Origin of the sequence: Acinetobacter sp. ANC 4654 (genome assembly GCF_002135425.1) — a bacterium.
Taxonomy (GTDB): domain Bacteria; phylum Pseudomonadota; class Gammaproteobacteria; order Pseudomonadales; family Moraxellaceae; genus Acinetobacter; species Acinetobacter kyonggiensis.
In genome coordinates this window covers 1-24596 of sequence record NZ_NEGL01000016.1, presented here as the reverse complement: position 1 = coordinate 24596, position 24596 = coordinate 1, and the positions used below count along the sequence as shown (strand labels likewise).

Annotated in this window: 21 protein-coding genes, 1 tRNA gene and 1 pseudogene; 10 read left to right on the top strand and 13 right to left on the bottom strand. The window is 35.1% G+C overall.

Annotated features, from left to right (window positions below; genetic code table 11):
• Nucleotides 1-64: 64 nt before the first annotated feature.
• Both B9T24_RS16275 and cysK read right to left on the bottom strand, forming a co-directional pair.
• Nucleotides 65-1000: a LysR substrate-binding domain-containing protein gene (locus B9T24_RS16275; RefSeq protein WP_086166753.1), complete on the bottom strand. Its 936-nt coding sequence runs from the start codon at nucleotides 998-1000 to the stop codon at nucleotides 65-67.
• A 361-nt stretch (nucleotides 1001-1361) separates the two neighbouring features.
• Nucleotides 1362-2360: a cysteine synthase A gene (cysK, locus tag B9T24_RS16270; protein ID WP_086166752.1), complete on the bottom strand. Its 999-nt coding sequence runs from the start codon at nucleotides 2358-2360 to the stop codon at nucleotides 1362-1364.
• A 266-nt stretch (nucleotides 2361-2626) separates the two neighbouring features.
• Here cysK and plsB point away from each other — a divergent pair, with 266 nt between their 5' ends.
• The 7 genes from plsB (at nucleotide 2627) to B9T24_RS16235 (ending at nucleotide 11760) form a co-directional block, all read left to right on the top strand.
• Nucleotides 2627-5125, top strand: coding sequence for a glycerol-3-phosphate 1-O-acyltransferase PlsB (gene plsB, locus B9T24_RS16265; RefSeq protein ID WP_086166751.1), 2499 nt, complete (start codon nucleotides 2627-2629; stop codon nucleotides 5123-5125).
• 189 nt (nucleotides 5126-5314) lie between these two features.
• Nucleotides 5315-5632, top strand: coding sequence for an ArsR/SmtB family transcription factor (locus B9T24_RS16260; protein ID WP_086166750.1), 318 nt, complete (start codon nucleotides 5315-5317; stop codon nucleotides 5630-5632).
• A 101-nt stretch (nucleotides 5633-5733) separates the two neighbouring features.
• Complete coding sequence (locus B9T24_RS16255) at nucleotides 5734-7461, top strand: SulP family inorganic anion transporter (protein ID WP_086166749.1); 1728 nt, start codon at nucleotides 5734-5736, stop codon at nucleotides 7459-7461.
• Between the two features lie 367 nt (nucleotides 7462-7828).
• Complete coding sequence (sstT, locus tag B9T24_RS16250; protein WP_086166748.1) at nucleotides 7829-9022, top strand: serine/threonine transporter SstT; 1194 nt, start codon at nucleotides 7829-7831, stop codon at nucleotides 9020-9022.
• A gap of 32 nt (nucleotides 9023-9054) precedes the next feature.
• Complete coding sequence (locus tag B9T24_RS16245; RefSeq protein WP_086166747.1) at nucleotides 9055-9729, top strand: YoaK family protein; 675 nt, start codon at nucleotides 9055-9057, stop codon at nucleotides 9727-9729.
• Between the two features lie 14 nt (nucleotides 9730-9743).
• The gene (locus tag B9T24_RS16240) at nucleotides 9744-10280 is read left to right on the top strand and encodes a DUF2058 domain-containing protein (protein WP_086166746.1); all 537 of its coding nucleotides are present in this window, start codon (nucleotides 9744-9746) and stop codon (nucleotides 10278-10280) included.
• 208 nt (nucleotides 10281-10488) lie between these two features.
• Nucleotides 10489-11760, top strand: coding sequence for a mechanosensitive ion channel family protein (locus B9T24_RS16235; RefSeq protein ID WP_086166745.1), 1272 nt, complete (start codon nucleotides 10489-10491; stop codon nucleotides 11758-11760).
• 188 nt (nucleotides 11761-11948) lie between these two features.
• Here the strand turns inward: B9T24_RS16235 and B9T24_RS16230 are convergent, their stop codons facing one another.
• From B9T24_RS16230 to B9T24_RS16215, 4 genes are all read right to left on the bottom strand, one after another.
• Nucleotides 11949-12260 (bottom strand): hypothetical protein, encoded by a 312-nt coding sequence (locus B9T24_RS16230; protein ID WP_086166744.1) that lies wholly within the window; start codon nucleotides 12258-12260, stop codon nucleotides 11949-11951.
• Nucleotides 12261-12564: 304 nt separating this feature from the next.
• Nucleotides 12565-13611 carry a linear amide C-N hydrolase gene (locus B9T24_RS16225; protein WP_086166743.1) on the bottom strand — a complete coding sequence of 349 codons (1047 nt, stop codon included), beginning with the start codon at nucleotides 13609-13611 and terminating at the stop codon, nucleotides 12565-12567.
• Nucleotides 13612-14128: 517 nt separating this feature from the next.
• Nucleotides 14129-14308 (bottom strand): hypothetical protein, encoded by a 180-nt coding sequence (locus B9T24_RS16220; protein WP_086166742.1) that lies wholly within the window; start codon nucleotides 14306-14308, stop codon nucleotides 14129-14131.
• A 217-nt stretch (nucleotides 14309-14525) separates the two neighbouring features.
• Nucleotides 14526-15227 (bottom strand): DUF1003 domain-containing protein, encoded by a 702-nt coding sequence (locus tag B9T24_RS16215; RefSeq protein ID WP_086166741.1) that lies wholly within the window; start codon nucleotides 15225-15227, stop codon nucleotides 14526-14528.
• Between the two features lie 446 nt (nucleotides 15228-15673).
• On the opposite strand from B9T24_RS16215, the gene B9T24_RS16210 reads away from it, so the two are divergent.
• The gene (locus tag B9T24_RS16210) at nucleotides 15674-17227 is read left to right on the top strand and encodes a sensor domain-containing diguanylate cyclase (protein ID WP_086166775.1); all 1554 of its coding nucleotides are present in this window, start codon (nucleotides 15674-15676) and stop codon (nucleotides 17225-17227) included.
• 363 nt (nucleotides 17228-17590) lie between these two features.
• Here the strand turns inward: B9T24_RS16210 and B9T24_RS16205 are convergent, their stop codons facing one another.
• The 3 genes and pseudogenes from B9T24_RS16205 to B9T24_RS16195 form a co-directional block, all read right to left on the bottom strand.
• Nucleotides 17591-17863, bottom strand: a complete 273-nt coding sequence (locus B9T24_RS16205; protein ID WP_086166740.1) for a hypothetical protein — start codon at nucleotides 17861-17863, stop codon at nucleotides 17591-17593.
• Nucleotides 17864-18662: 799 nt separating this feature from the next.
• Nucleotides 18663-18739: transfer RNA gene (locus B9T24_RS16200), tRNA-Met, on the bottom strand.
• Between the two features lie 107 nt (nucleotides 18740-18846).
• A pseudogene (locus B9T24_RS16195) lies at nucleotides 18847-19054 on the bottom strand (hypothetical protein).
• Nucleotides 19055-19790: 736 nt separating this feature from the next.
• Between B9T24_RS16195 and B9T24_RS16190 the strand changes: the two are divergent.
• Together B9T24_RS16190 and B9T24_RS16185 are read left to right on the top strand one after the other, a co-directional pair.
• Nucleotides 19791-20111, top strand: coding sequence for a hypothetical protein (locus B9T24_RS16190; protein WP_086166739.1), 321 nt, complete (start codon nucleotides 19791-19793; stop codon nucleotides 20109-20111).
• An 84-nt stretch (nucleotides 20112-20195) separates the two neighbouring features.
• Nucleotides 20196-20621, top strand: coding sequence for a DNA breaking-rejoining protein (locus B9T24_RS16185; protein ID WP_086166738.1), 426 nt, complete (start codon nucleotides 20196-20198; stop codon nucleotides 20619-20621).
• Here B9T24_RS16185 and B9T24_RS16180 read toward each other — a convergent pair.
• From B9T24_RS16180 to B9T24_RS16165, 4 genes are all read right to left on the bottom strand, one after another.
• Nucleotides 20618-21970, bottom strand: coding sequence for a PQQ-dependent sugar dehydrogenase (locus tag B9T24_RS16180; RefSeq protein ID WP_086166737.1), 1353 nt, complete (start codon nucleotides 21968-21970; stop codon nucleotides 20618-20620). The genes B9T24_RS16185 and B9T24_RS16180 overlap by 4 nt on opposite strands.
• Nucleotides 21971-22301: 331 nt before the next feature.
• A complete protein-coding gene (locus tag B9T24_RS16175) occupies nucleotides 22302-22904 on the bottom strand; it encodes a hypothetical protein (protein ID WP_086166736.1) in 603 nt (200 codons plus the stop codon).
• Between the two features lie 97 nt (nucleotides 22905-23001).
• Nucleotides 23002-24180, bottom strand: coding sequence for a CsgG/HfaB family protein (locus tag B9T24_RS16170; protein WP_086166735.1), 1179 nt, complete (start codon nucleotides 24178-24180; stop codon nucleotides 23002-23004).
• The gene (locus tag B9T24_RS16165) at nucleotides 24174-24554 is read right to left on the bottom strand and encodes a hypothetical protein (RefSeq protein WP_086166734.1); all 381 of its coding nucleotides are present in this window, start codon (nucleotides 24552-24554) and stop codon (nucleotides 24174-24176) included. Before B9T24_RS16165 ends, B9T24_RS16170 begins: the two co-directional genes overlap by 7 nt.
• Between the last annotated feature and the right edge of the window lie 42 nt (nucleotides 24555-24596).

Genomic DNA, 24596 nt, shown 5'->3' with positions numbered 1-24596 from the left:
TTTTCCATCCCGATAATTTAATTAATGCAAGTAATCGAACTCTAAACTCTATCTTAGAGTTTAATTATTGCTGAATAATGCCATAGTTTGAATCATCTATGTCATTCATTTGACTGAATAATTCATAACACATCTGACGTAACCATTGATGGCTGGTTTTATGATGACAAGACATATGCCAATATTGTTTTACGGCATAAGTTGGAAAGGTAATTGGGGCATCAAAAATTTGTAAATTACCACGTGACAATAAAACTTCGCTTAAATAATAAGGCACCGTCGCAATTGCATCTGTTTCCTGAACCACCAGCCCGACCCCTAAATAACTCGGGAGTCGCATTAAAATATTCCGTTTTAATTCTAAATTTAACAGTTCATTTTCAATATGGTAATGTCCCATTCCTGCATCAATATCAATATGTGATTCACTGATATATTGCTCTGTAGTTAAACTATTTTCACTCAGTCGAGGATGGTTTTTTGAAGCAATCACTACATAATATTGTTCAAATAATTTTTGTTGATAAAAACCATTTTCAAAATTCGGCAAAAAGCCAATGGCTAAATCAATTTCACCATTGGCCATTTGATAACTGGTTTCAGAGGTAATACCACGAACATTTAAACGAATATGTGAAGCGTGTTTTTTTAAATACTGGGAAATTTTAGGCAATAAAACCAAATGTGAAACATCGGTCATGGCAATGGTAAATTTCTGCTGTGAAGTCGATTGGTCAAAATTAATGGTAAAATTATTAATAATCTCAACCTTACTCAGCGCTTCACTAACCAAAGGAAAAAGCTGTTTAGAAAGTTCGGTTGGAACCATCTCATTACCGATCCGTAAAAAAAGAGGATCGTTATAATGCTGTCTGATTTTATTCAGAATGTTACTTACTGTCGGTTGACTCATCGACAAATATTCGGCTGCAAGCGAAACACTTTTATATTTATAAATATACAAAAAAACACTGAGTAATTTACAGTCAAGCTCAAACACTAATCGAAATCCTACTATTTTCTATATGTAACGGTGATACATCATCGACTTTTTTAGACAAATTTCCAATGTCCATTTATTCCGAATATGCTGTGTCAGCGAAATTAAATGATGATTCATATTATAAATGAATAACGATAGACAAAAATAGACTTTTTGCATGCAACATTTTTCGATTGTTGGGCAAACTTTATCAAGTCTAACTTAATAATTGAACGTTTAGAGCACTGTGAATTTGGAAATATAGTAGGCGCATTACACGTTTATCAACACGATAAAAAAATAATGCAATCTGTTTGACTTAAAGCTGAGTTTTCAAATTTAAGTCAAACATTGAAACGATAAGCTAAAAAACTAAAAACTATTCAGCAGAAATATCTTCAAACAATACAGAAGACAAATAACGCTCACCAGCATCGGGGAAAATCACCACAATGGTTTTTCCAGCATTTTCAGGGCGTGCTGCTAATTCAGCTGCGGCTGCCATTGCCGCACCACTTGAAATTCCCACCAAAATGCCTTCCTGTGTTGCTGTTTTACGCGCCCATTCAATGGCTTTAGCACCTTCAATCGCAATCACTTCATCGACTAAATCTAAATCTAGATTTTTAGGAATAAAGTTCGCACCAATGCCTTGGATTTTATGTGGTCCAGGAGTTAATGCTTCACCACGTTTGGTTTGCCCAATAATTGGCGATTCAGCCGGTTCAACTGCAACTGAATAAAGTGGTTGATTTTTGATTTGCTCAAAATAGCGAGAAATACCCGTAATCGTACCGCCCGTACCTACGCCAGCAACTAAAATATCAACCTTACCACCTGTCGCTTCCCAAATTTCTGGGCCAGTGGTCTGCTCATGAATTTTAGGATTGGCTGGGTTTTCAAATTGTTGTGGTAAATAATATAACTCAGGTTGTTCCGTAGCTAAACGAATGGCTTCATCGACAGCACCTTTCATCCCTTTTGCAGGTTCAGTCAGTACCAAATTTGCACCAAATGCTTTTAACACTTTACGACGTTCAATACTCATACTTGCAGGCATGGTTAAAGTAATCGCATAACCTTTTGCAGCAGCAACAAATGCAAGTGCAATACCCGTATTACCACTGGTTGGTTCTACAATATGCATGCCCGGTTTCAGTAAACCTTTTTCTTCAGCGTCTGCAATTAAAGCTGCACCGATACGGCATTTCACAGAAAAAGCAGGATTACGGCTTTCAATTTTAGCCAATACTGTGGCAGGTGACGAAATTGAACGATTGATCCGAATTAATGGCGTGTTGCCAATCGCTTCAGCATTATTGCTATAAACCGCAATACCTAAATTTTTTGGTGTTGGAAAAGCTGAATCTGTACTCATTTTAACTCCATTGAGCGATTTTTGATTTTAAAGTCATGGATTCATCATAAGCCATTTATACATTGAAGATAAGCTTTTCTAATTCAATTTTTATGCAACTTTACTGGCCTATTTAAATCTAAAAATAAAAAAATTATCGATCATCAGCGTTCAAATTTTCTTACATAGTTACAACTTAAATGACTTATTTGTCATCAATAATATTTGTATTTATTCATGTTATTGCACACAATATCATTCAAATGAAAACTAATTTAGGGAATACGATGTCTAATAAGGGTTATAGCCGATTCTATCGCCAATTTACGCAAAAACTCCTAGATAAGATCGTCACTCCTCAAGTCTTAGGCAACACCACCGAATTAGAAAAAAATATAGAAAACCAATTCGAGAAAAAATTAATCTGTTATGTGTTGCAAGATTCATCGCTGAGTAACACGGTATTAATCGACACCGAAGCCAAAGCACGAAAACTACCTTCTGTTTTTGCCCCTTTAATGATTCAAGAATTTCAAGAAGAAGATTCAATACTGGCATTGAATATGCCCAGCTCAAAAAGTGAGGCTTACCATTATTCGGCAAAATTGATTCGAATGATTGAAGTCTTAGAAAAATATCCTGAATACGATATTGAGCTGGTGCCTGTGACTGTTTTATGGGGACGCTCACCTGAATATGAAGACTCTTGGTTTAAGGCTTTATTTTCTGATGCTTGGTCTACCCCATCCAAATTAAAACAAGCTCTGAATATTTCCATATATGGTCGTGAAAACTACATTGAGTTTCACAAACCAATTTCACTTAAAGCCGCAATTGAAAAGGCCAAAATTGAGCGTCCAAACTTCTCTCCTGCGCATTCTATTGTCAAAGAACTCAATTCAAACTTTAATAAATACAAAGAAGCCATTTTAGGTCCCGATTTATCAGACCGTCGTAATCTGATTAATAAATTAATGAAAACTGAAACGGTTCAAGATGCAATTCGCAAAGAAAGTATTGACCATAAAATTAGTATGTTTGAAGCAGAAAATCGTGCCAAAGGTTATTTAACTGAAGTGGTTTCTGATTTTTCATATTCAACTTTACGTTTTGCTGAAATTGCGCTCACCAAGTTATGGACGCAGTTATATGATGGTATTGAAGTGCATAATTTCGATACCGTTCGAGAATTAGCCAAGGACTATGAGATTGTCTATACACCTTGTCATCGCAGTCATATCGACTATTTACTGCTCTCTTATGTGATTTTCAATCGCGGCTTAATGGTTCCGCATATTGCAGCAGGGATTAACTTAAATCTACCTGTAGTTGGGCAAATCATGCGCGGTGCTGGTGCTTATTTTATTCGTCGAACCTTTAGTGGAAATGAATTATACACTTCTGTTTTTAAAGAATATTTACACAGTCTTTTATCACGAAATACACCGTTAGAATACTTTATTGAAGGTGGACGTTCACGCACGGGGCTGCTGTTACCACCGAAAAAAGGCATGCTGTCGATGACAGTGCAAAGCCATTTACGTGGTGCAACCAAACCGATTGCTTTTATTCCAACCTATTTTGGTTATGAAAAGTTGATTGAAGGTACATCTTACTTAAATGAATTGAATGGCAAACCAAAGGAAGCCGAATCAATTTGGGGAATTTTAAGTTCAGCACGTAAAATTGAGAAAATCTTTGGTCAAGTCCATGTCAATTTTGGCGAACCCATTTTTCTCGATCAAGTTTTAACAGCCAATCATGCAGATCAAATTAAATTAAATATTCATGATGAATTACCACAACCCGTCATTCAAACCGTAGACCAAGTGGCAAATTCAATTTTAGAAAATATTAATAAAGCTGTTGTGATCAATCCTATTTCCTTAATCTCACTTATTTTATTAAATACAGAAAATCATGCTTTAAACGAAAATGATTTAATCTCGCAAATTGAACAGTATCGTTATTTACTCAATGACGTAAAATACGATCCAAGAATGATGATGACTGAGTTATCTAGTGTTGAGATTATTCAATATGCCATCAAGTTAAAACAAGTTGAATCTGTTAGTCAAAATAATGAAAACTGGATTCGTGTTGCCGAAAGTCAAAGAATTTTACTCAGTTATTTTAGTAACAATATCCTGCATTGTTTTATTCTTCCAGCATTAGTTGCCATGCTGATTCAGTCTTATAAAAAAGTCTCATGTCATTATTTAATCGACACCATCAAAAACATGTATCCTTATTTTAAAGAAGAGTTCTTCTTAAAATGGAATCTAGATGAATTAGAAAATGAAATTGGTTCAATTTTAAATAGTTTAGAACATTTAGGCTGGATTATTCTTCAAGATAATACTGTTTCAATGACATTAGATGAGCACATGCAAAGTAAGCTTTTATCACTGGCATATTTATCAAGTGCTAGCCTGAATAATATGCTGATCATTTCCGCATTACTGCAACAATACGCTCCAGCTCAATCGTTGACGCTCAAAGAGTTAGAAAACATGAGCAAAGCTGTACTGCAAAAACTCGCTCAAACGCAAAAAATTCAATCTGGTTATTATTTTGATAGTGCGACCTTAAAAAGCTTTATTTCAGTCCTTAAACAAAATAGCGTATTGAGTGTTAAAGATGATTGTCTGGTAATTAGTGATGATTTTGAAGAAAAAATATCAGCTATTTTTAGTTGGTATGATTCTGAAATGCGTCAAGCAATCATTGCAGCACTGCACTTTACTGAAAAAGAATTAAAAGGATTTAAACAATTCAATAAATAATTATCAGCTCATAATATTTTGCACCAGTATAAGGCATTTATCTTAAATTAAATGCCTTATTTTAATTGATATAAGAATATTTGATATTTATGTTCATTAAAAAGAATTGAAAATATGACTTTTTATTAATGTATTCAATTATTGAAGCATTATACTGCGTGTATTAGTGTCAAGTAACATGAGAAATATATGAACACCGATCTTGAAATTGCTTCTATGCATGATTCTGTGGATATTGTCGTCACCATATTAAAATCATTAGCCAATACAGATCGTTTACTTATTTTATGTCACCTTGCCAAACAAGAGTTAAATGTTTCACAAATAGAAGAAATAACACAAATTAATCAGCCTACTTTATCTCAACAGTTGATGATGTTACGCAAAAGTGATGTGGTTTCAACTCGTCGTGATGGTAAACAAATTTTTTATTCCATTAAAGATGAAAAATTGGTGCACGTATTAAATACGTTATATCAATTATATTGCCCTAAAAATCTAATTTAATCCGATAAATAGCATTAAATTAAAGAAAGAAATTTATTGGGTTAAGACTTCTTAGCATTTTTTGTGCATAATATATCTAAAATAGTGATTTAGCTTTAGATATGTCAGACTTAAATTCTCGCTTAATGACATTATTGCCTGCTTGGCAATGGCTTCGCAAATATAATCAAGCTAAATTTAAATCGGATCTTCTTTCTGCATTTATTGTCATTGCGATGCTGGTTCCACAAGGCATGGCGTATGCCATGCTGGCAGGTTTACCGCCTATAATGGGTTTGTATGCCAGTATCCTCCCCATGATGATCTATGCCATGGTTGGTGGTAGCCCTACACTTTCTATTGGTCCAGTGGCTATTATTTCCATGATGACCTTTGCGACTTTAAATCCATTGTTTGAAGTCGGATCCCCAGTCTATATACAAGCGGCTTGTTTACTGGCTTTTATGGTTGGTGTAATTTCATTATTGTTAGGCCTATTAAAATTTGGCTTTCTCATTCAACTCATTAGCCACCCTGTCATTAAGAGTTTTATTATTGCTTCGGCATTACTTATCGCTTTAGGACAATTCAAATTTCTGGTCGATGTACCATTAAAAGCCAACAATATTCCTGAATTTTTACTCAGTTTTTGGCAATACATCCGTTATAGCAATATTGAAACCTTCATTTTTGGCATGCTGTCTTTGTGCTTTCTCATCTATATGCCAAAAATATTAAGCTCAAATGCCGTTCAAAGCCGAATGGGCTCTACCGCTTTTATTTCAAAAGCACTGCCTTTAATCCTTGTGGTGGCTTCAATTGCTGCGGTCTATTTTCTAAACTTAAAAGAAATTGGCATTAAAACCGTAGGGGAAATACCTTCAGGGTTTCCACCCCTTAGCATGCCTTACTGGAATATGGATTTGGTTATCACCTTGTTACCCGGTGCAGCCATGATTGCCATGATTAGCTTTGTCGAATCATTATCAATTGCTCAGGCAACAGCTTTACAACAACGAAGTGACTTAAATAGCAATCAAGAGTTGGTCGCTTTAGGTTTAGCCAATTTAAGTGCAGGTTTAAGCTCGGCATTTCCAGTCACAGGCAGTTTATCTCGAACGGTTGTTAATGCAGACTCTGGGGCTAAAACTCCAATGGCAGGTGTTTTTTCATCACTTCTGATTGTGTTGGTCAGCCTTTATTTCACAGGTTTTTTTCGTGATTTACCTTTAGCCATTCTGGCAGCCACTATTATTGTTTCCATTTGGAAATTAGTCGATTTCAAACCTTTTATTGAAACGTGGCGTTATTCAAAAGCAGATGGAATTGCCATGTGGATTACCTTTTTCGGGGTGATCTGTATTGATATTTCTACAGGTTTAATTATCGGTATTGTCTCCACTTTTATTCTTTTATTATGGCGAATTAGTCGCCCGCATATTGCAGTTATTGGGCTAATTGAAGGTACGCAACATTTTAGAAATATCCAACGCCACCATGTGCTGACCTCATCTAAATTACTTTCAATGCGAATTGATGAAAATCTAAACTTTTTAAATGCTCATATTTTTAAAGGTTTTTTAATTAATGCTGTCAGTCATAATATTGATTTAGAACATGTGGTGATTAATTGTTCAAGTATTAGTTCAATTGATCTAAGTGCTGTAGAAATGTTGGAGGACGTAAATGCTGAGTTAAATAAATTGAATATTAAATTACATTTATCCGAAATTAAGGGTCCTGTGATGGATAAATTACAGCATTCCAAATTATTAAAGCATTTAAGTGGGAAAATTTATCTGACCCATTTCCAAGCAATGCAGCAACTCTCACCCGAGGTTTTTCAATAACAAAAGCATGCTTCAATAATAAAATATAGTTGGTGACTCAAAATTCAGCATATGAAAAAAATTTGCTTTGCGGAGCAATGTCGCCTCATTCATCTTTCAAACGACACTCATTACCCACACATTTTTAAAGATAAAACCTATTTTACGATTTATCAAAATCAATTTAATGTTGTTCATTTAGCACATTTATATTCTAAGATTTTTTGAAATTTGACTTAAAAAATCTTTAAAAATAAAAATATCAACTTTAAAAATAAACAGTTAGTTTTTATATAAAAATTAATTTTTAGCAGCTCCCCTTTTAGGTATAAAATGCTGTGCATATTTGTAAATTTTTTAGTCCTCATATGTCTAACAAGGCACCCTTATGTTTTATGCTTTAATGCGTTTGAGTTTAGTCTCCCGAATTATTATCGCCATTATTTTAGGTATTGGCGTTGCTGTTGTGTTCCCAAATGTTGCTCCATATTTAAGCTTATTGGGTGACTTGTTCATTAAAGCACTTAAATCTGTTGCGCCTATTTTGGTTTTTGTCCTTGTTTTATCCTCGATTGCTAATTTTAAAGTCGGACACGGTACTAACATCAAACCAATTATATTGATGTATGCTATTGGGATGCTTTTGGCGGCGTTTAGTTCAGTCATTGTCAGTATTGTATTTCCCAGCACATTGTTTCTGGACATCTCTACACAAGCCGACTTACAACCACCCGGCAGCTTAAGTGAAATTTTTAAAAATCTACTTTTAAGCTTTGTGGCTAATCCTGTTACTGCCATTAGTGAAGCAAACTTCATTGGTATTTTGGCGTGGGCTGTTGCTTTAGGTGCTGCATTTCGTCATGCAAGTGAAACCACCAAAGTGGTGTTGACGGATGCTGCAACGGCAGTCAACCATGTCATCCGTTTAGTGATTAATTTTGCTCCTGTGGGTATTTTTGGTCTGGTTGCTGTCACATTTGCTGAAGCAGGCTTAAGTACACTAGAAAGCTATGCTCACTTATTGGCTGTGCTGATTGGCACGATGTTTTTTGTTGCATTGGTCATCAACCCAATTATGGTGGCATTTGTTACACGTAAAAACCCATACCCTTTAGTGTTTCAATGTCTACGTGAAAGTGGTATCACTGCCTTTTTCACCCGTAGTTCGGCTGCAAATATTCCAGTCAACTTGGATTTAGCCAAGCGTTTAGGGGTCAATGAATCCACTGCAAATGTGGCTATTCCATTAGGTGCAACCATTAATATGGCTGGTGCAGCTGTCACCATCACCGTACTGACCTTAGCAACCGTCAACACTTTGGGGGTTGCTACTGATTTCACCACAATGTTAATTTTATCTGTGATCGCAACTGTTTCAGCATGTGGTGCATCGGGTGTTGCAGGCGGTTCTTTACTGCTTATTCCTGTGGCCTGTGGCTTATTTGGCATTAGTTCAGACATTGCTATGCAAGTGGTTGCCATTGGTATGGTGATTAGTGTGCTACAGGATTCAACCGAAACTGCATTAAATTCTTCTACAGATGTGCTTTTTACTGCTGCTGTTGACCGCGGTTTAGATTAAGATAGTCATTATTAAGTATTTTTTATGACGTTATGCCTTTTCAAACTTTACCGCCTTGGGTGCAATTAGGTACTTTTTTTCTTGCAGTAAATGCAGGAATAATTAACGTCCTTGGATTGGTGACCGTATTGCATCAATCCGTTTCACATATGACGGGTAATGTCAGCATGTTGGCGATGGCTTTGCTTCACTGGCAACCAGACACCATTATCTACTTAACCTGTGTTGTTTTATGTTATGTGATTGGTTCATTTTATAGCGGATTTATTCTTGGAAATAGCCACTTTAGCTTAGGTCGCCGTTATGGTTTACCTTTAAGCTTAGTGGCTTTTTTTATTGTCCTCTGTTGGGCTTTCTTACCCTATTTCCCTCGTTATGCCTTACTTTGGGCATGTGTAGCGATGGGCGTACAAAATGCGATGGTCAGTCATTACAAAGGCACAATTATTCGCACCACCCATTTATCTGGTGTTTTGACTGATTTAGGTTTAGCGTTAGGCTATCGCTTACGTGGCTTAGATGTAGATCGAAGACGAATTATTCTACATTTAGTCATTTTATTTGGATTTTTCTTAGGTGGTTTAGTTGCCAGCATGATTTATCCTTATTTAAAATTAAATTCATTCCTTATCCCTGCGCTGTTAAGTTGGATACTCAGCATCGTATATTGGGTTATTTATTTTCGTTATCGACGTATTCAAGAGTAGTTTCGGAATTTATTATGGTCAAAAATGCATTACAGGCTCAATTGCTAAAAGCCGGTTTAGTCGATAATAAAAAGGCTAAAAAATTGTCTAAACAGGCAGTTCATGAGCAACGTACTGGGCAAAGCGATGAAGCTGAATTAAAAGCAAAAATTGCACAAGATCAGCAAGAAAAACTTGAAAAAGACCAAGCCTTAGATTTAGAGAAAAAACGTCTATTGCAAGGTAAAGAGCTCAAAGCTGCCATTGTTCAAATGATCAATCAGCATAAAATTCGTAATATCGATGGCGAAGTGTCATATCAATTTATTGATGAGAGTAAAGTCAAAAAGATTTATCTCAATCAACAAATTTATAATGCGCTCGTTTCTGGTTCATTGGTGGTGGCTAAAGAAAGTGATGGCTATGCCATTTTACCAAAAGCCTTAGCAGATCGTATCAATGACAAAATGGAAGGCTTCATTATTGTCAATAATTCTGAAAATAATGAACAAACCACAGATGAAGAAGATCCATACGCAGCCTATGTTATTCCTGATGATTTAATGTGGTAAGTTCAGCACATTGATCATTAAAAAGAGTGCAATTTATGTTCATATAAGTTGCACTCAAAACCACATTCAAAAAATTAGCTTAATTTTGATACTCATGTCGTTAATTCAGTTTGAGTTCATGTATATAAAACGTTACCTTTAACTGCAATTAAAATATAACTATATAAACTATAAAGAATTTTTAAATAACGATGTTAAAGGTGTACTTTTGGAGCATTTTGCTTTTATACAGAATATTCAAGATTGGTCAAATCAATATCCATGGTTAGAAATGCTGAGCTCGCTAAGTCTGTTAATCTTGCTGGCAGCCCTCGCCAATTTTATTGCAAAACAAGTGGTGGTTCGGGGTATTCGTAAACTTATTTCCAAAATGAAATTTGCAAATAATGAAGTTTTATCCCAACACAGTGTGATCAGCCGCGTTGCCAATATTGTCCCTGCTATTGTGATTATGAATGGAATCGTAACTGTTCCATACCTTTCAGAAAAAATAATTACCTTTATTCAAATGGGTGCACAAGCATTTATTTTCCTCACGATTGCGTTGGCAATTAGTGAATTTTTAAGTATTTTTAATCTGCTTTATCAACGTAATCCAAAATCTAGAAATAAACCTATTAAAGGCTATTTACAACTGGTTAAGCTGATTATTTTTATTGTCTGTGGCTTAATGATTTTAGGTACATTCCTTAAAAAAGATGTTTTTACCTTACTTGCAGGCTTCGGAGCAATGGCTGCGGTACTTATGCTCGTGTTCCAAAATACCATTTTGTCTTTGGTTGCATCGGTTCAAATTTCATCTTATGACATGGTTCGTATTGGCGATTGGATTGAAATGCCATCCTTAAATGCAGATGGTGATGTCATTGATATGTCATTACATACCATTACCGTACAAAACTTTGACAAAACTTTGACCACTATTCCAACCAATAAATTAGTCACTGATACATTTAAAAATTGGCGTGGTATGGCACATGCAGGGGTTCGTCGTATCAAACGCTCTATTTTTATTGATCAAAGCAGTGTGCATTTCATGAGTTTTGAGGAGCAAAAAAAATTAAAAGCGTTTTTATTGTTAGATCAATATTTAGATACAAAGCAAGATGAGCTGGAAAATTTCAATCAACAATTGTCTAACCAGTCTGTATACAACCAACGCCGTTTAACCAATTTAGGTACATTTCGAGCCTATGTCGAATTTTATCTTAAACAGCATTCAGGTATTGCACAAAATCAATCAATAATCATTCGCCAATTACAACCGACCAGTGAAGGCTTACCCCTTGAAATTTATGCTTTTACCAATACCACTGTCTGGAAGGATTATGAAGCAATACAATCCGATATCTTTGATCATCTCATTGCGATTATTCCAGAATTTGGATTGAAAATTTATCAAGCGCCTTCTGGTTCTGACTTTAAACAGTTCGCTGCGGTGTCAACTCCTTCCGTAAAATCTAACAATCTATTGGTTTAAAATTTTTAACTCTTAAAAACAAGGTAAAACAATTGCTTGTATTAAAATTGTTTTACCGTAAATAATGTAAAGATGGCGTATTTTTAATTACAACGAAATTTCAAAATTGCCTATTTATTTTGTATTCAACTTCAGCTCGGGCAATAAAAAAGCGGTAATCAATTATGACTAATTAAAAATATAAATGACTACTTTTCTTCATTCATACAAAGCTCAAAATAATGCTTACGAAAATTATCTACAATCTGCTGTTTACCCAGATCAGTATTCAGCAATAATTGATCATATGCATCCTCGACGATAAACTCATACACATCCTTGGAATCACCTTCAAACTCTAATGCTATTCTTTCTTGAGTTTCAATCGGCACTCCATCCTGTCTTTGCTGCATTACCGTTGCCGCAAGATCCGCAATTTCATTGCATATTTGAGCGTCATCACCTGAAGCCAATACCGCACTTGAAACAAATAAACAGCTTAATAAAATTAATTTTTTCATAAATACATTCTATTTTTTTTGTTCTTTATAGATTAGCAGATCAAGCCCCATCTGAATCAGATTCCCTTCAATTTAATTAGGGAATGACCATTTCAGCCATACAACATTTTCATTAAACAATACAAACAAGGCATGAGATAAGGCATCTTGCAGCGCAGTGCACCTCACCGCAAAACTCGCCAAATACCTTTTATCGAAGAACATCATGAACTTAAAAAATAAAATGCCAGTCAATTTCTTAACTGACTGGCATTACATCCAAAGATGAGTTTACATGCATATCAAACCAGCTATTATTTTTGCCTTATTTAATGCCGAGAAACTCGAAGGGTTGAGTGACCTTAAATGATGAATTGGTTTTCCCTGCATAGGTTTTTGCCTGATCTCGACCTAATTCAAGTTTTTTAGTCTGCCCATCATTAAAATTAATATCTTTTAAATCTACCCAAAACACATTTGGCGATACCGCAGACTCAAAGAAATACAATCCTCTCTTATGATCGACAACAGTACGCCAGCGCGTAGAGGAAATGTTCGGCTCTTCTTCTGTATTTAAACCAAATGGTACTGAAGCATTACGGATCACGCTAAATACACTTGCCAGAGAATGTTCAGGCGTTGCATTTTTTGGAATAGCGTTAATATAAAATGAAGCTCTTGCAAACCGATCTGCAGCACGATTCGTTCCAGGCAACATGGTTGTACCGCCAATCTGTTTCCAATAGCTATTTAACGCGAGTTGTTGTTCAAATATAGGAGAATTGGTCATCACCTGATAAGCACGATTATGATGAATTACCTGCTTTCCATTAATATATTCAATAATTGCACTATCACCTGTTGCATCTGAAATAGACAAATGCAATGTAGCAAGACGTTCCTCACCGGGCACCGCATCTGTCATCACTAGAAATGGCTCTTTTTCTAATGCTGCAATTGCTTCATTCACTGTTGCAAAATTATCTAAGACGTATTGTGCCCATAGTGAAATACTTAACGATGGCTTAGTATTATTTTTAATATCAGGATATTCAGACTCAACTAACCAAAGTAAATTTGCATTCAAGCCTTTTTCATTTACGCCATCCGTGGTGGAAATATCGTAACCTGAGGCAATAACACTGCCATATTTAGAAGTCCATTTAATCGAGTTAGGCCCCGCCATGCCGTTGCGCTTCACCTTATTTGGTAAAATCCATAAATTTGTACCGATATCACTTTTCCAATCCATAGAGCGCGCTGTCATTACATCATTATCACCAAGATAAACCACACGAGTACATGCCATGGTTAACTCTCCAACGATTAAAAGACCCGCAGCAAATAATACTTTTTTTAACATTTTAGTCATTATGTTATCCTTTTTTAAATAGGCAAATTTAGTCAAACGACAGAGCTATGTTGGCGAATAGCCCAGTTAAAATTATTAGAATGGATAACATGTATATTTTATAAAGTTCATAAATACTCTCTCTTTATTATCCTTAATTTTCTATCACATATTTATTGATTAATAAATAATCAATTGTACCATTCATCATCTATTCTTGTTCTTTTTAAAAATATGATAAACCACCCTTTGAAGGGGTCTTTCATGATTTAAGCAAGGTCTACTTTGATGTGACCATTTTTTCAATTCAAAAATAGCTTTATAGTATAGTCATATTTGTAGACAGCTTTTTATAAGAAAAAATGGCTAATTTGATCTAGCTAGATCTATATTTATGCAAAAATTACTCAATTTTCCAACTATTTGTAAGTATTTTTCACATCGAGACGATTACATCACAGCAAATTTCACTTAATCGTGCAGCAACAACTCAATACTCAAATGTTTCTGCCAATATTGGTATTCTTTTAGTCAAAGATTAATCTTTGAAAGGATTCGTCAGGTTGTTTTTAAACATCATAAATACCAGCAATGCGCTTACAAATAGTAAAATTCCAACCATCACAAATAAAGGATCACTTCTCATTAAACCTAAAGCAATCGCTATAACAGCAAAAATAGATAAAATAGCGACCAGTCCCATTCCTAAAATAAGCATAAAAGTTCCAAAATATTATGTAATTATGGTGTATATTTTTGGTTATAAAAATTTCAAATTGATGTCATTTTTATTAAATAACGGTTTGATTATGTAACAGTTCTCACTTAGATGACTTTTGATATAAAAACGAAATAAGCTTGTACTTTTTAATCATTAACTAAAAGTTAAATTAATCCAATTTTCTTAGATCTTCAATAAAAATATACATAAATTTTTAATATTTTTTGCTCATTTCAGACAATAAGTCCAGTTGAATTTCTTGTATTTGCGCAAGTCTATCCCACTGATGCATTAAAAGATGATCTAGTTTTTCATGTAAATGCTGGATTTCAAGCTCAGCTTTTAAGTTAATTTGATAATCATTCTGTGAACGCAATCTGTCTTTTGCTTCTTGTCTATTCTGGCTCATCATAATAACGGGTGCTTGAATGGCTGCTATACAAGACAGTATTAAGTTTAATAGGATAAAGGGATAAGGATCAGCAGGATGAACCACTACAACGACTGTATTCACGGTAATCCATATGACCAAAAATATGGCGAAACAAATCAGAAATGCCCAACTTCCGCCAAAAGTCGCTATTTTATCTGCAAGCCGCTCTCCTAAAGTCCAATGTTGATCTAGCTTATTCTCAACATTTTTTGTGATGAGTTCATGCTGCTGCATACTTTTAATCACTTCATATTCAAGATCAGTGACTTCCCCTTTTTCTGATTTTAATAATGAATGCACATACTGAATTCGATACTTGGTTAAATCGGCTTGGCAAATATAGTCTTGGGGCGACCACTCTGGAAAATTATGTGAAATTTCTTCTGTAATCACTTTTCGTATCATCCCCATCGGGATAAGGCTTTTAATTAGAAAAGCTTTTCCACACACTAAACATTCACGACATTCATTTTTTCCATTCATGACCGATCTCTTTTATAATCATTGTTGAATTAATGGATAAATATACCTAAGTACATTTTACTCATATTCAAAATTTTTGATTGTCTATATTGTTAATTTTTTCAACTGTAGATAGCACCAGCAAAATGATCAAAAACAATCATCTTCAATAACTCTTCAATGCCTAAGGACCAGTTTTGGCCTACCTAGTGCACTCTCAAAATCTTTTTTCCATCATCTTTATTGAAACAAAATTCATACGGTTAAACAGGCAAAAAGCTGATAGTGCCAATTTAAAATTGGATCGATCTAATTAGATATGAGAGTTTATAGCAATTACTCTGATTAAATATCTAAAATTTAAATTATAAAAAATAAACTATTCTTTTGATTTATGATTTAAAACAACATACTATTAAATGGGAAAACAATAATCAAACTAATATACTGTTATGTTATTTAAGTACATGATTTATCCGCTAAAGCTCAATCTTAGAAAGTTGATTTTATTATTATCAGTTTTTAGTGTTTCAAGCTTGTTTATTGTTTCAGTTGTTGTGAGTTACTATATACAAAAACAACAACTTATCAGTAACTCTTTGTCAGTTAATCTTGAATATGCATCAAAAATTGCTATAGGCACTGACAACCACTTTCAAACGATATTAAAAGAATTAGAATATAGTGCGTATGTCCTCGGTAATAACTTTGAAAATAATCAAATCACTCATTCCGAGGTTGAGCGCCTAAAAAATCAGTCTGATTACTTTAATAGTATTGTCATAGTCAATTCTAAAGGTGACTTTATAGATTATGCCCCTTCTCAACTTCATTTAAAAAAAGAGACAGCAAATACAACCTTAGGGCTACGAGAGTCTTTAAAAGCAAAAAGTACTTATATTTCAACTCCATATTACTCTGTAAGAAATAACTTAATTATATTCATTTCTCAACCAATTTTTAATAACAAAAAAGAATTCATTGGCTTTATTGGAGGTGCTATTTATCTGAAAGATAAAAATATTATTAGTGACTTACTTACAATAAAATATGGATACAAAAATAGCTACATGTATGTTGTTGATAAATCAAATAAAATAGTCTTCCACCCTGATACTCGTAAAATTGGTAAGCAAATTTTAAATAACACAGGCTTGGCCTATATGAGAGAGAAAGAGTCAGGAAGTCTTGAATTAATCAATTCTGACGGGATTAAAAATTTAGCAGGTTTTGCTCATATTCCAACAACAGACTGGATTATTGTCTCTCAACAACCGACCAAAGAACTACTTCAACAAGCAACAACCATCATTTATAAAGTTGCACTGGTTATGCTTGTTTTTTATGCCTTTATATTTTTCATTGTATGGCAAGTTTCTTTACTTATTTCCTCACCATTAAATAGCTTAGCAAAAATGGCTAGCCGACTTAATCAGCCCAATATTGATTTAAATATTGCTAAAATTGAACCATGGTACTTTGAAGTAAGAAGATTCAAAATTTCTTTATTAATGAGTGTACGTAATTTTTCTGAAAAAATATCAGAATTAAACAATAGGGTTAATACTGACCCACTCACTGGTTTCTATAATCGACGAGGTATGGATCTATTCGTTGATAGTTTTATCAAGACTGAAACTAAATTTTCAGTTATTTACATAGACATCGATTTCTTTAAAAGAATTAATGATACATATGGTCATAATCAAGGTGATGTAGTACTAAACCAGATTGCTAGTTACATTCGTGAAAATTTTAGAAGTAATGATATTTGCTGTCGTATTGGAGGCGAAGAATTTATAATCCTTACACCAACAACAAATATTGAAATTGGATACACCATTGCTGAAAGACTGAGAAAACGACTAGAATCTACGATGATTGGCTCAATAGGCCCTGTCACAGTCTCAATCGGAATAGCTCATTGGCCTAATGACTCTTTTGATGTTCAAGAGGTATTTAAAAAAGCCGATAATAACCTATATAAAGCCAAAGCCGCTGGCCGAAATTGTATTCGGTAATCATTTCTTATTTTTGACATTCTACCCGACCTAAAGCATGCATCTTTATGCTGCTCTAAATGAATAGATGCACACGATGTATTATTAGATGCTTGCGCCAAAGCATTTAATTTCGGCTGAGATGGTATATTTTAAGTTTATAATTTTCTTTCAATGCCCGTTTAAGCATCATCATATTTATTAAAGATAAATTTTCTGTTTCTCACTTTAAAGTTGAATCATGACACAAGCACTCTATTTTTACATAGCATAATTATTGAATATTATTTATTAAAATTTATCATTAATTTTCAATAATATAAGAGATTAATGAAATATTAATATCAAAAAACCACCCTCGAGTGGTTCATTTTAAACTGCTTTTTATTGCTCTAATTGATTACTCATCCAATGCAAAAATTCATTTTTTTGCAGAAAACTGGGAGCTGCATGAGCCAGTATGGTTTGCTGTTTGCCATTAAATATACCCTTATAATTATAAGGTTTCACCGCTTCAAATGTAGATTTATCGCTCTCATGTAGTTCACTCAAAAAAGTCTTCAATTGCATAAACTGACTTTGAGAATCGATGGTTGGTTTTTCTACAATGAAATTGTAAATTTGTTCTAATATAAATTTAGGATTATTTTGAGGCATTATTATGTTCCATACTTTGTGCTAAAGTTGTAATAATTTTATTATATATATTCTATAGAGTGCATTGTCATATTATTACATTTTCATATTCTAGCAACATAAATACTTTAATAAATAAAAAAACTGTTTTAAGTTTAACTAAACAAAATATAATTAAACGAATTTGAAATATCTATAATCCCTTTTCTTTCGCTCAATCACATCGAAATTATTGTATGTATACTTTCACAAAACAACATTTTAATATTATTTGGCTTAAATTTAATTGGGTATTCAGGTAGGTTGATAATATAATTTATACAGTTTTCGCGATAATTTTTATTGTAAATTATCCTATATTCACCACCAAACAAAAAAGCAAAACCCCGTTAACATCCACAATATGACAAAGTTTAATGTGCCGTAATATGCTTAACAGTTTGCAATACTAACTATCTTTACCACATTTTCGGTATTTACGTGACCATCATCAAGATCGAAAGCCTCTTCATAAGCATAAATGCAAAAAAAAGCCCACACATGGAAGTATGGGCTAAAACTTTAAATACCTTAAAGGTATTAGAAACCACAGCTAGTTTCTGCTAGCCATTTTCCACACTAATCGAGTGAGTTACAGTGGCAAAAAATAACAATAATTAAAAATAATGCAAAACAAATCACATTGTTAACTGTGGTCAATTTCTACTAGAAACAAATAAGAAGCACATCAATGAAAGTTAGAATATCAATAAAAATATAAGCATAAAAAAACCCTAATATGCATGAAGCAAATTAGGGCATAAACTTTAAATTTTTTCGTTGGTAGCGGGAGCTGGATTTGAACCAACGACCTTCGGGTTATGAGCCCGACGAGCTACCAGACTGCTCCATCCCGCATCAACGAAGTGCCTTTATACGCCTTAATCCTCAGGAACACAAACATTATTCAATATAAATATGATATTGATCAATATTCGCTAGGTAGACCTATATTTTTATGTCATTTAAGGTTTAATAATTTTAAATATTTTTCCGCTGCTTGTACTTTGAAAAAGTATTTCAAATGCTAGGGCGAATCACCTCATTATCGACAATAATATACTTTATTCGTTCATACGTTTTAACAGTACTTGATACAACCTCATCCAAGGTTGCTTCAATAGCGTAATGCACACCAAATTGATCCTTCACACTAATATTAAATTTATTCATAAATACACCTTAAAAAGAAAATAACACACAGTCTGAGACTGCCAAAAATAGCATTCAATGATTATTAGATTTTGTAGTTATATACATTGAACGCTAATCAATATACGTTAAAAAATCTTCGTTAAGAAATATATTTCTAGCTATTCATATTGATGTGCCTACGCACACGACTTCGATTGGAATAAGTGCTTTTTTAAGACTACATAATCCGATAAATCCACACTCTTTAGTTTTATGATAGGCTTCATTAAAATGGGAAATCTTTTGACTAACTTGAGCGTATTCATTTTAGATTTGCTATATACCGCACTGACCTCATTTAAGTAAAGACTCATCGTATCTTTAGCTCTCCTACACTTAAGGCTTAGTGATCGTTCGGATAATCTGCAACGTAAGCATCACCATCTTCAAATTTAAAAATTACACGTGAATTTTCATTTACACTCAGACAGCACTATCTTCCATTCATATAGCGTATCAAAATTTATGTAATCTTTATGACAAAGAAAAGTGAATACAATGTTTGCTGAGTTTAGCTCACAAAAAGTTGGAAAAGTTTCGATGAATATGGTCGCGCATGTGACTGCCTTCTGAATGAAAATCGGAAAAAGTGTCCACAGAAGAAAGAGTGAGCATAAAGTTAAATAAACAGTTTTAAGTATTGTAAATTAACTCTTAAAAATTGAATGACCTCTGTATTATTAAATTTAATATTTAAAGCAAGGTCATAAAAAGAATGAAAAGGATAAGTTTTATTTTATTAAGTTTAATGTGTACATCTTACACCGCTCAAGCCAGTTCAGACGATGCATGGAAAAAACATGATCAAAAGCTTAAAGCAGCGTGTATAAAAGCGAGTCTGTTAAAAAATACAAAGGTCGTCAGTGACATTATGCCTTTTGATGATCGTGTGGGATATTCTGCTGTAGTTTTAGAGGGTCGCTATCCTCAAGCGCATATGAAAAATCAGCTTGGACGTGAATTATGTCTATGGCAGCGATCTAAACAAAAAGTGTCCATCATTGAAGCAGATACACTCTTAAAATTAAAGAAATAAGCTTATCGTCTAATCGCATAATTAAATTCAGACCGACAGAAAATGATATGCTAAATCCATAATTTTATTATTTGAGAGCATAAAATGAAAAAGAGTTTAAGCCTCGCTATTTTAGCTGCTTCAGTTGCATTAGGTTCTGCTCCTGTAGTTGCAAAGTCATTAGAAACACCTGTGACTTTCAAAAAAGGGACTTATGGCGCAAGTTTAAAAGGTACTTTCAAAGGCTATGATGATGCCCGTTATACATTGCATGCCAAAGCGGGCCAACGATTGAAATTTAAAACAACCAGCACGGGCGACTTAGCGTATATCAATATTTATGCACCAGAAGATAAGCCAGGTAAAGCTGAAGCCTTATGGATTGGTTCTACAGCAGGCTCAGCTGGAGAAGTGGTTCTACCCTCCACGGGAAAATATACACTTCAAGTTTATCAAATGCGGAATACAGCACGGCGCGGCAAAACTGTAAATTTCAATGTTGATATCCAAATTTTAAATCAAGCACCTTAAGGTGTTTGATTCATTGGACTCTCATAAATCGTTGCGCCAACTGGTGATACGCGCCAAATCATATCACCCACATCATCGGCGACCAAAATAGCTCCTGAAAAATCCACTGCTACACCAACAGGCCGCCCAAACGCATCACCTTTATCGCTTAAAAAGCCAGTCAATACATCTTGCGGTTTACCAGAAGGTTGACCATTTTGGAACGGCACAAAAACGACTTTATAGCCACTATACGGTTTACGATTCCATGAGCCATGCTGACCAATGAGCGCACCACCGCGGTATTGTGGCATTAATTCGGCAGCATAAAATGTCAAGCCTAACGATGCTGTATGGTTACCCAGTGCATAATCAGGCTTAATTGCTCGTGCGACCAACTCAGGATTTTGTGGTTTTACTCGTGTGTCCACATGTTGACCATAATAGCTATACGGCCAGCCATAAAAAGCGCCTTCTTTAACTGAAGTCATGTAATCGGGCACTAAATCATTGCCCAATTCATCACGCTCATTCACGACTGTCCATAGCGCACCACTTTGAGGTTGCCAATCCATGCCATTTGGATTACGCAGCCCTGTCGCAAATGGTCGTGCCTTGCCACTGGCAATATCAAATTCCATAATCAGTGCACGACCCACTTCTTGGTCAAAGCCATTTTCAGCCACGTTACTGTTTGAACCCACAGTAATATAAAGTTTGGTACCCGCAGGGTTGGCAATTACGTTTTTGGTCCAATGATGGTTTAACGTACCACCCGGCAAATCCAATACTTTGGTTCCACTTACTGTAATTTGAGTTGCACCTTCTTGGTAAGAAAAGCGCATTAAGGCATCAGTATTGGCCACGTACAGCATGTTTCCTACCAGTGCCATGCCAAATGGAGAGTTTAAATTTTGTAGAAATACGGTTTTTTGGTCAGCGATACCATCACCATTGCTATCACGAAGCAAACTAATGCGGTTGGCACTCGGATGCGATGACCCTGCACGCTTCATCACCAGTTTCGCTATTTTTCCTTTAATTCCCTTGCTATCATCAGGCTTAGATGGCGCATCTGTTTCGGCCACTAGCACATCACCATTCGGCAACACATACAGCCAGCGCGGATGTTCAAGTTCTCCCGCAAATGCTTGTACTTTTAAACCTGCAGCAGGCGTTGGCATAATACCCGCAGGCCAGCCTTTGGCAGTGGCAATATTAACCGTAGGCAGTAAACTTGATTTAGGTTCAGGCAAATTAGGTTGTGGGCCATAGCTGTCTGTGCTTGGAGAGCTAGATGATGAAGCACATCCTGTTAGTGCCAATACAATGGCAGAACTCGCAATGGGCAGTAAAAACCGAACAGACATTTTTTATCTCCAATTTATTTTTTTGTCGCACTAAATAGAGAATAATTCTTTGTATGATAGAGATACAGACTTTTATTGAACATATTTTTTGTGGCTATACCAAGTTAAAAAATGCAGATTCAACACCTACTGTTATTTCCAAGTAGAAGTGTCCGCTTCTAGCTTCTATAAGTAAGCCCAACATCTGAAACAGGATTAAGTTAGCAGCCCATTGACTGAGTAATATCAGTAAATAAAAAAACTGTTGCATTTAAATGCAAATTTATTCCAAAATAAAAAAGGTCTAACTATCCGTTAATAGTTAGACCCTGAATCATGTTGAAGGGTTGATTTACTTTACGGTCACTGTAATGCTACCGGTGTTCACAGCACCAATGGCAGAAGTTTTGATGCCATCAATATGATTCACTTTTCCATCTACATTTACAGATGCATCAATAGCGCCTGAATTAAAGGCTAAATTTGCTGCGCTGTAATTGCTCAGCGTTGTAGAGAATTGATCATAATAGCTAGTATTCACTCCTGCACTGATAGAGCTTTCGAGTTCAGATGACTTTTCATTATGCCATCCTTCCACTGTACTCCATTTATTTTTTTCAGCGTCAAAAGTTCCATTGAATGTACCCGCAGTAACAGCGCTGAAGTTGCCTTGCTGTAAGTTAATACTACCTGTATTCACGGCACCAATTGCTGAAGTTTCTGCCGAGACTTTGTCTCCAACATTATTGAGTGAATTATAACGACCATCTATGTTGACAGTTGCATCAATATTATTGGTATTGATTGCAAGGTTAAGTGCACTACCATTTTTGGCATGTTGAGATAAAAGATCTAGGGTTGCTTGTAGACCAGTATCTACATGTACATTATTTGCCATGGCTGCACTGGACAGGAAGGCGACGGATAAGGCGATTGTTGTGATAGTCTTATTCATGGTTAATTTCCTTTTCTAGTTTTCTTTTCTAGTTTTGAAGCACTTCTCGCTAAGCACTTCTTTTTATAATGGGAGCGAGCCCATTTTTATATATCTTTTAATCACGCTGAGTTGTTGACCAGTAATTTTCGATCATCGCAGGATTTACATCCCATAACATTTTAGCCTTCTCATCTTCTTTTTTTTCCTCATTCACTTTGTTTGGAGATGAGCGCTGTTTCATACTGATATATTTAATTAAATCCTTTTTACTCATTTCAGAATCACCTTCAGGATTTTTAATCAGGTCAGATTCTTTATTCTTATGCGGCTGCGTATCTTTGTTTGGTGAGTTTGTCGATTTATTTTTTTCATTCGATGAACTTGTTTTATCTGATGAGGAGTCCAGAAGAGACCCGCTTGAATCCACAGTGTTTTTCTGCTGGCTTTCTTTATATTTATACAGAGCAACAGAACTTCTCGTTAAACCTAAGCTGCCAAATTCAGGTGGTATTTCAGCGCGGCAACTTTCAAATGTTACGGGCGGAATGACCTGACTGAGCAATTCAAAAGTAGCCAAATTCAACATTTGACGTAAAGCAAAGTTGGTCGCTTCTCTCTCTCCTTTTCCAATCTGAATGTTCAGTAAAGTATGACCAGCAAACCTGCCTGCATTTATGCCGTAATCCTGTGCTGCAATTTGCTTCTGTAGCGAAACATTAGCAACGACTTTACTACTACGCGTATCTGTCAAAGATAAATCTAAACCGACCATAATTCGAGTTTGACTATAATTGGGACCAACACCGCCAATCTGCATGTCAAAACCGCCACCGGGAATAAAATCCAAACTGTTAATACTACCTGTCACATAATAATCAGAAGCTTGAATTTGCCTTGGGTCACGAATTCCCCACTTGGCTTCGCTTTCTATAATACGAGGATCACGCCGATTCAATAAGTTGACACCCGCCTGAAACAATGCAGATTGCACCATATCTCCAGCGCCTTGCGTAACCATTTTGCCACTACCGCCATTCGTTACAACATCTTTCCCTGTTTGGTCTAAAATCGCGCCAACGGAGAAACTAACATCATTGCGCAATTGTCCTTTCAGACAGGATAAGGCCATATCAAAAGGCGTAAAAATATCAGTAATAGGCGGTCCTTGTACAAGGCTGACAGGCTCCTTGTTTGAAAGAGCCATGCCAGTACATCCTGTCAGAAGATGGCTAAAAAGGATCGTGATGCTCACAGAAGATATTTTTCTTCTATTCAACCAAGGAAAATTCAACATAGTGATTCTCCCCCTGGTTGAGTGCTTAAGTTAGGACATTGCTGATTATTTTGAGTGGTAGTTGAATTTACAGAACCGTCATTTGCAGTATCATTCGAGATATCTACACCGTTGTTTGAACCATTTACATTTACATTGCTAGTAGATGAATTAAGTGTACCTATAGAACTTGTCGATGTGCTGTTTATTGTGGTTTTTCCCAGTCCAGAATAATAATCTGAATCCTTAAGCTCAATGAGATTTGCTTGGACTAAATTATCATTGGTGCGACTACTTGATGCTTTCCAGCGCTGACTCCACTCATCAGAGGTTGCATAAGCATTGCTCAGAAAACATACACAAAATAAACCAACATTGATCACTGATATTTTCATAATTCTTACCACCCTTTGATCTAAGATGTTTATTTATTTTTC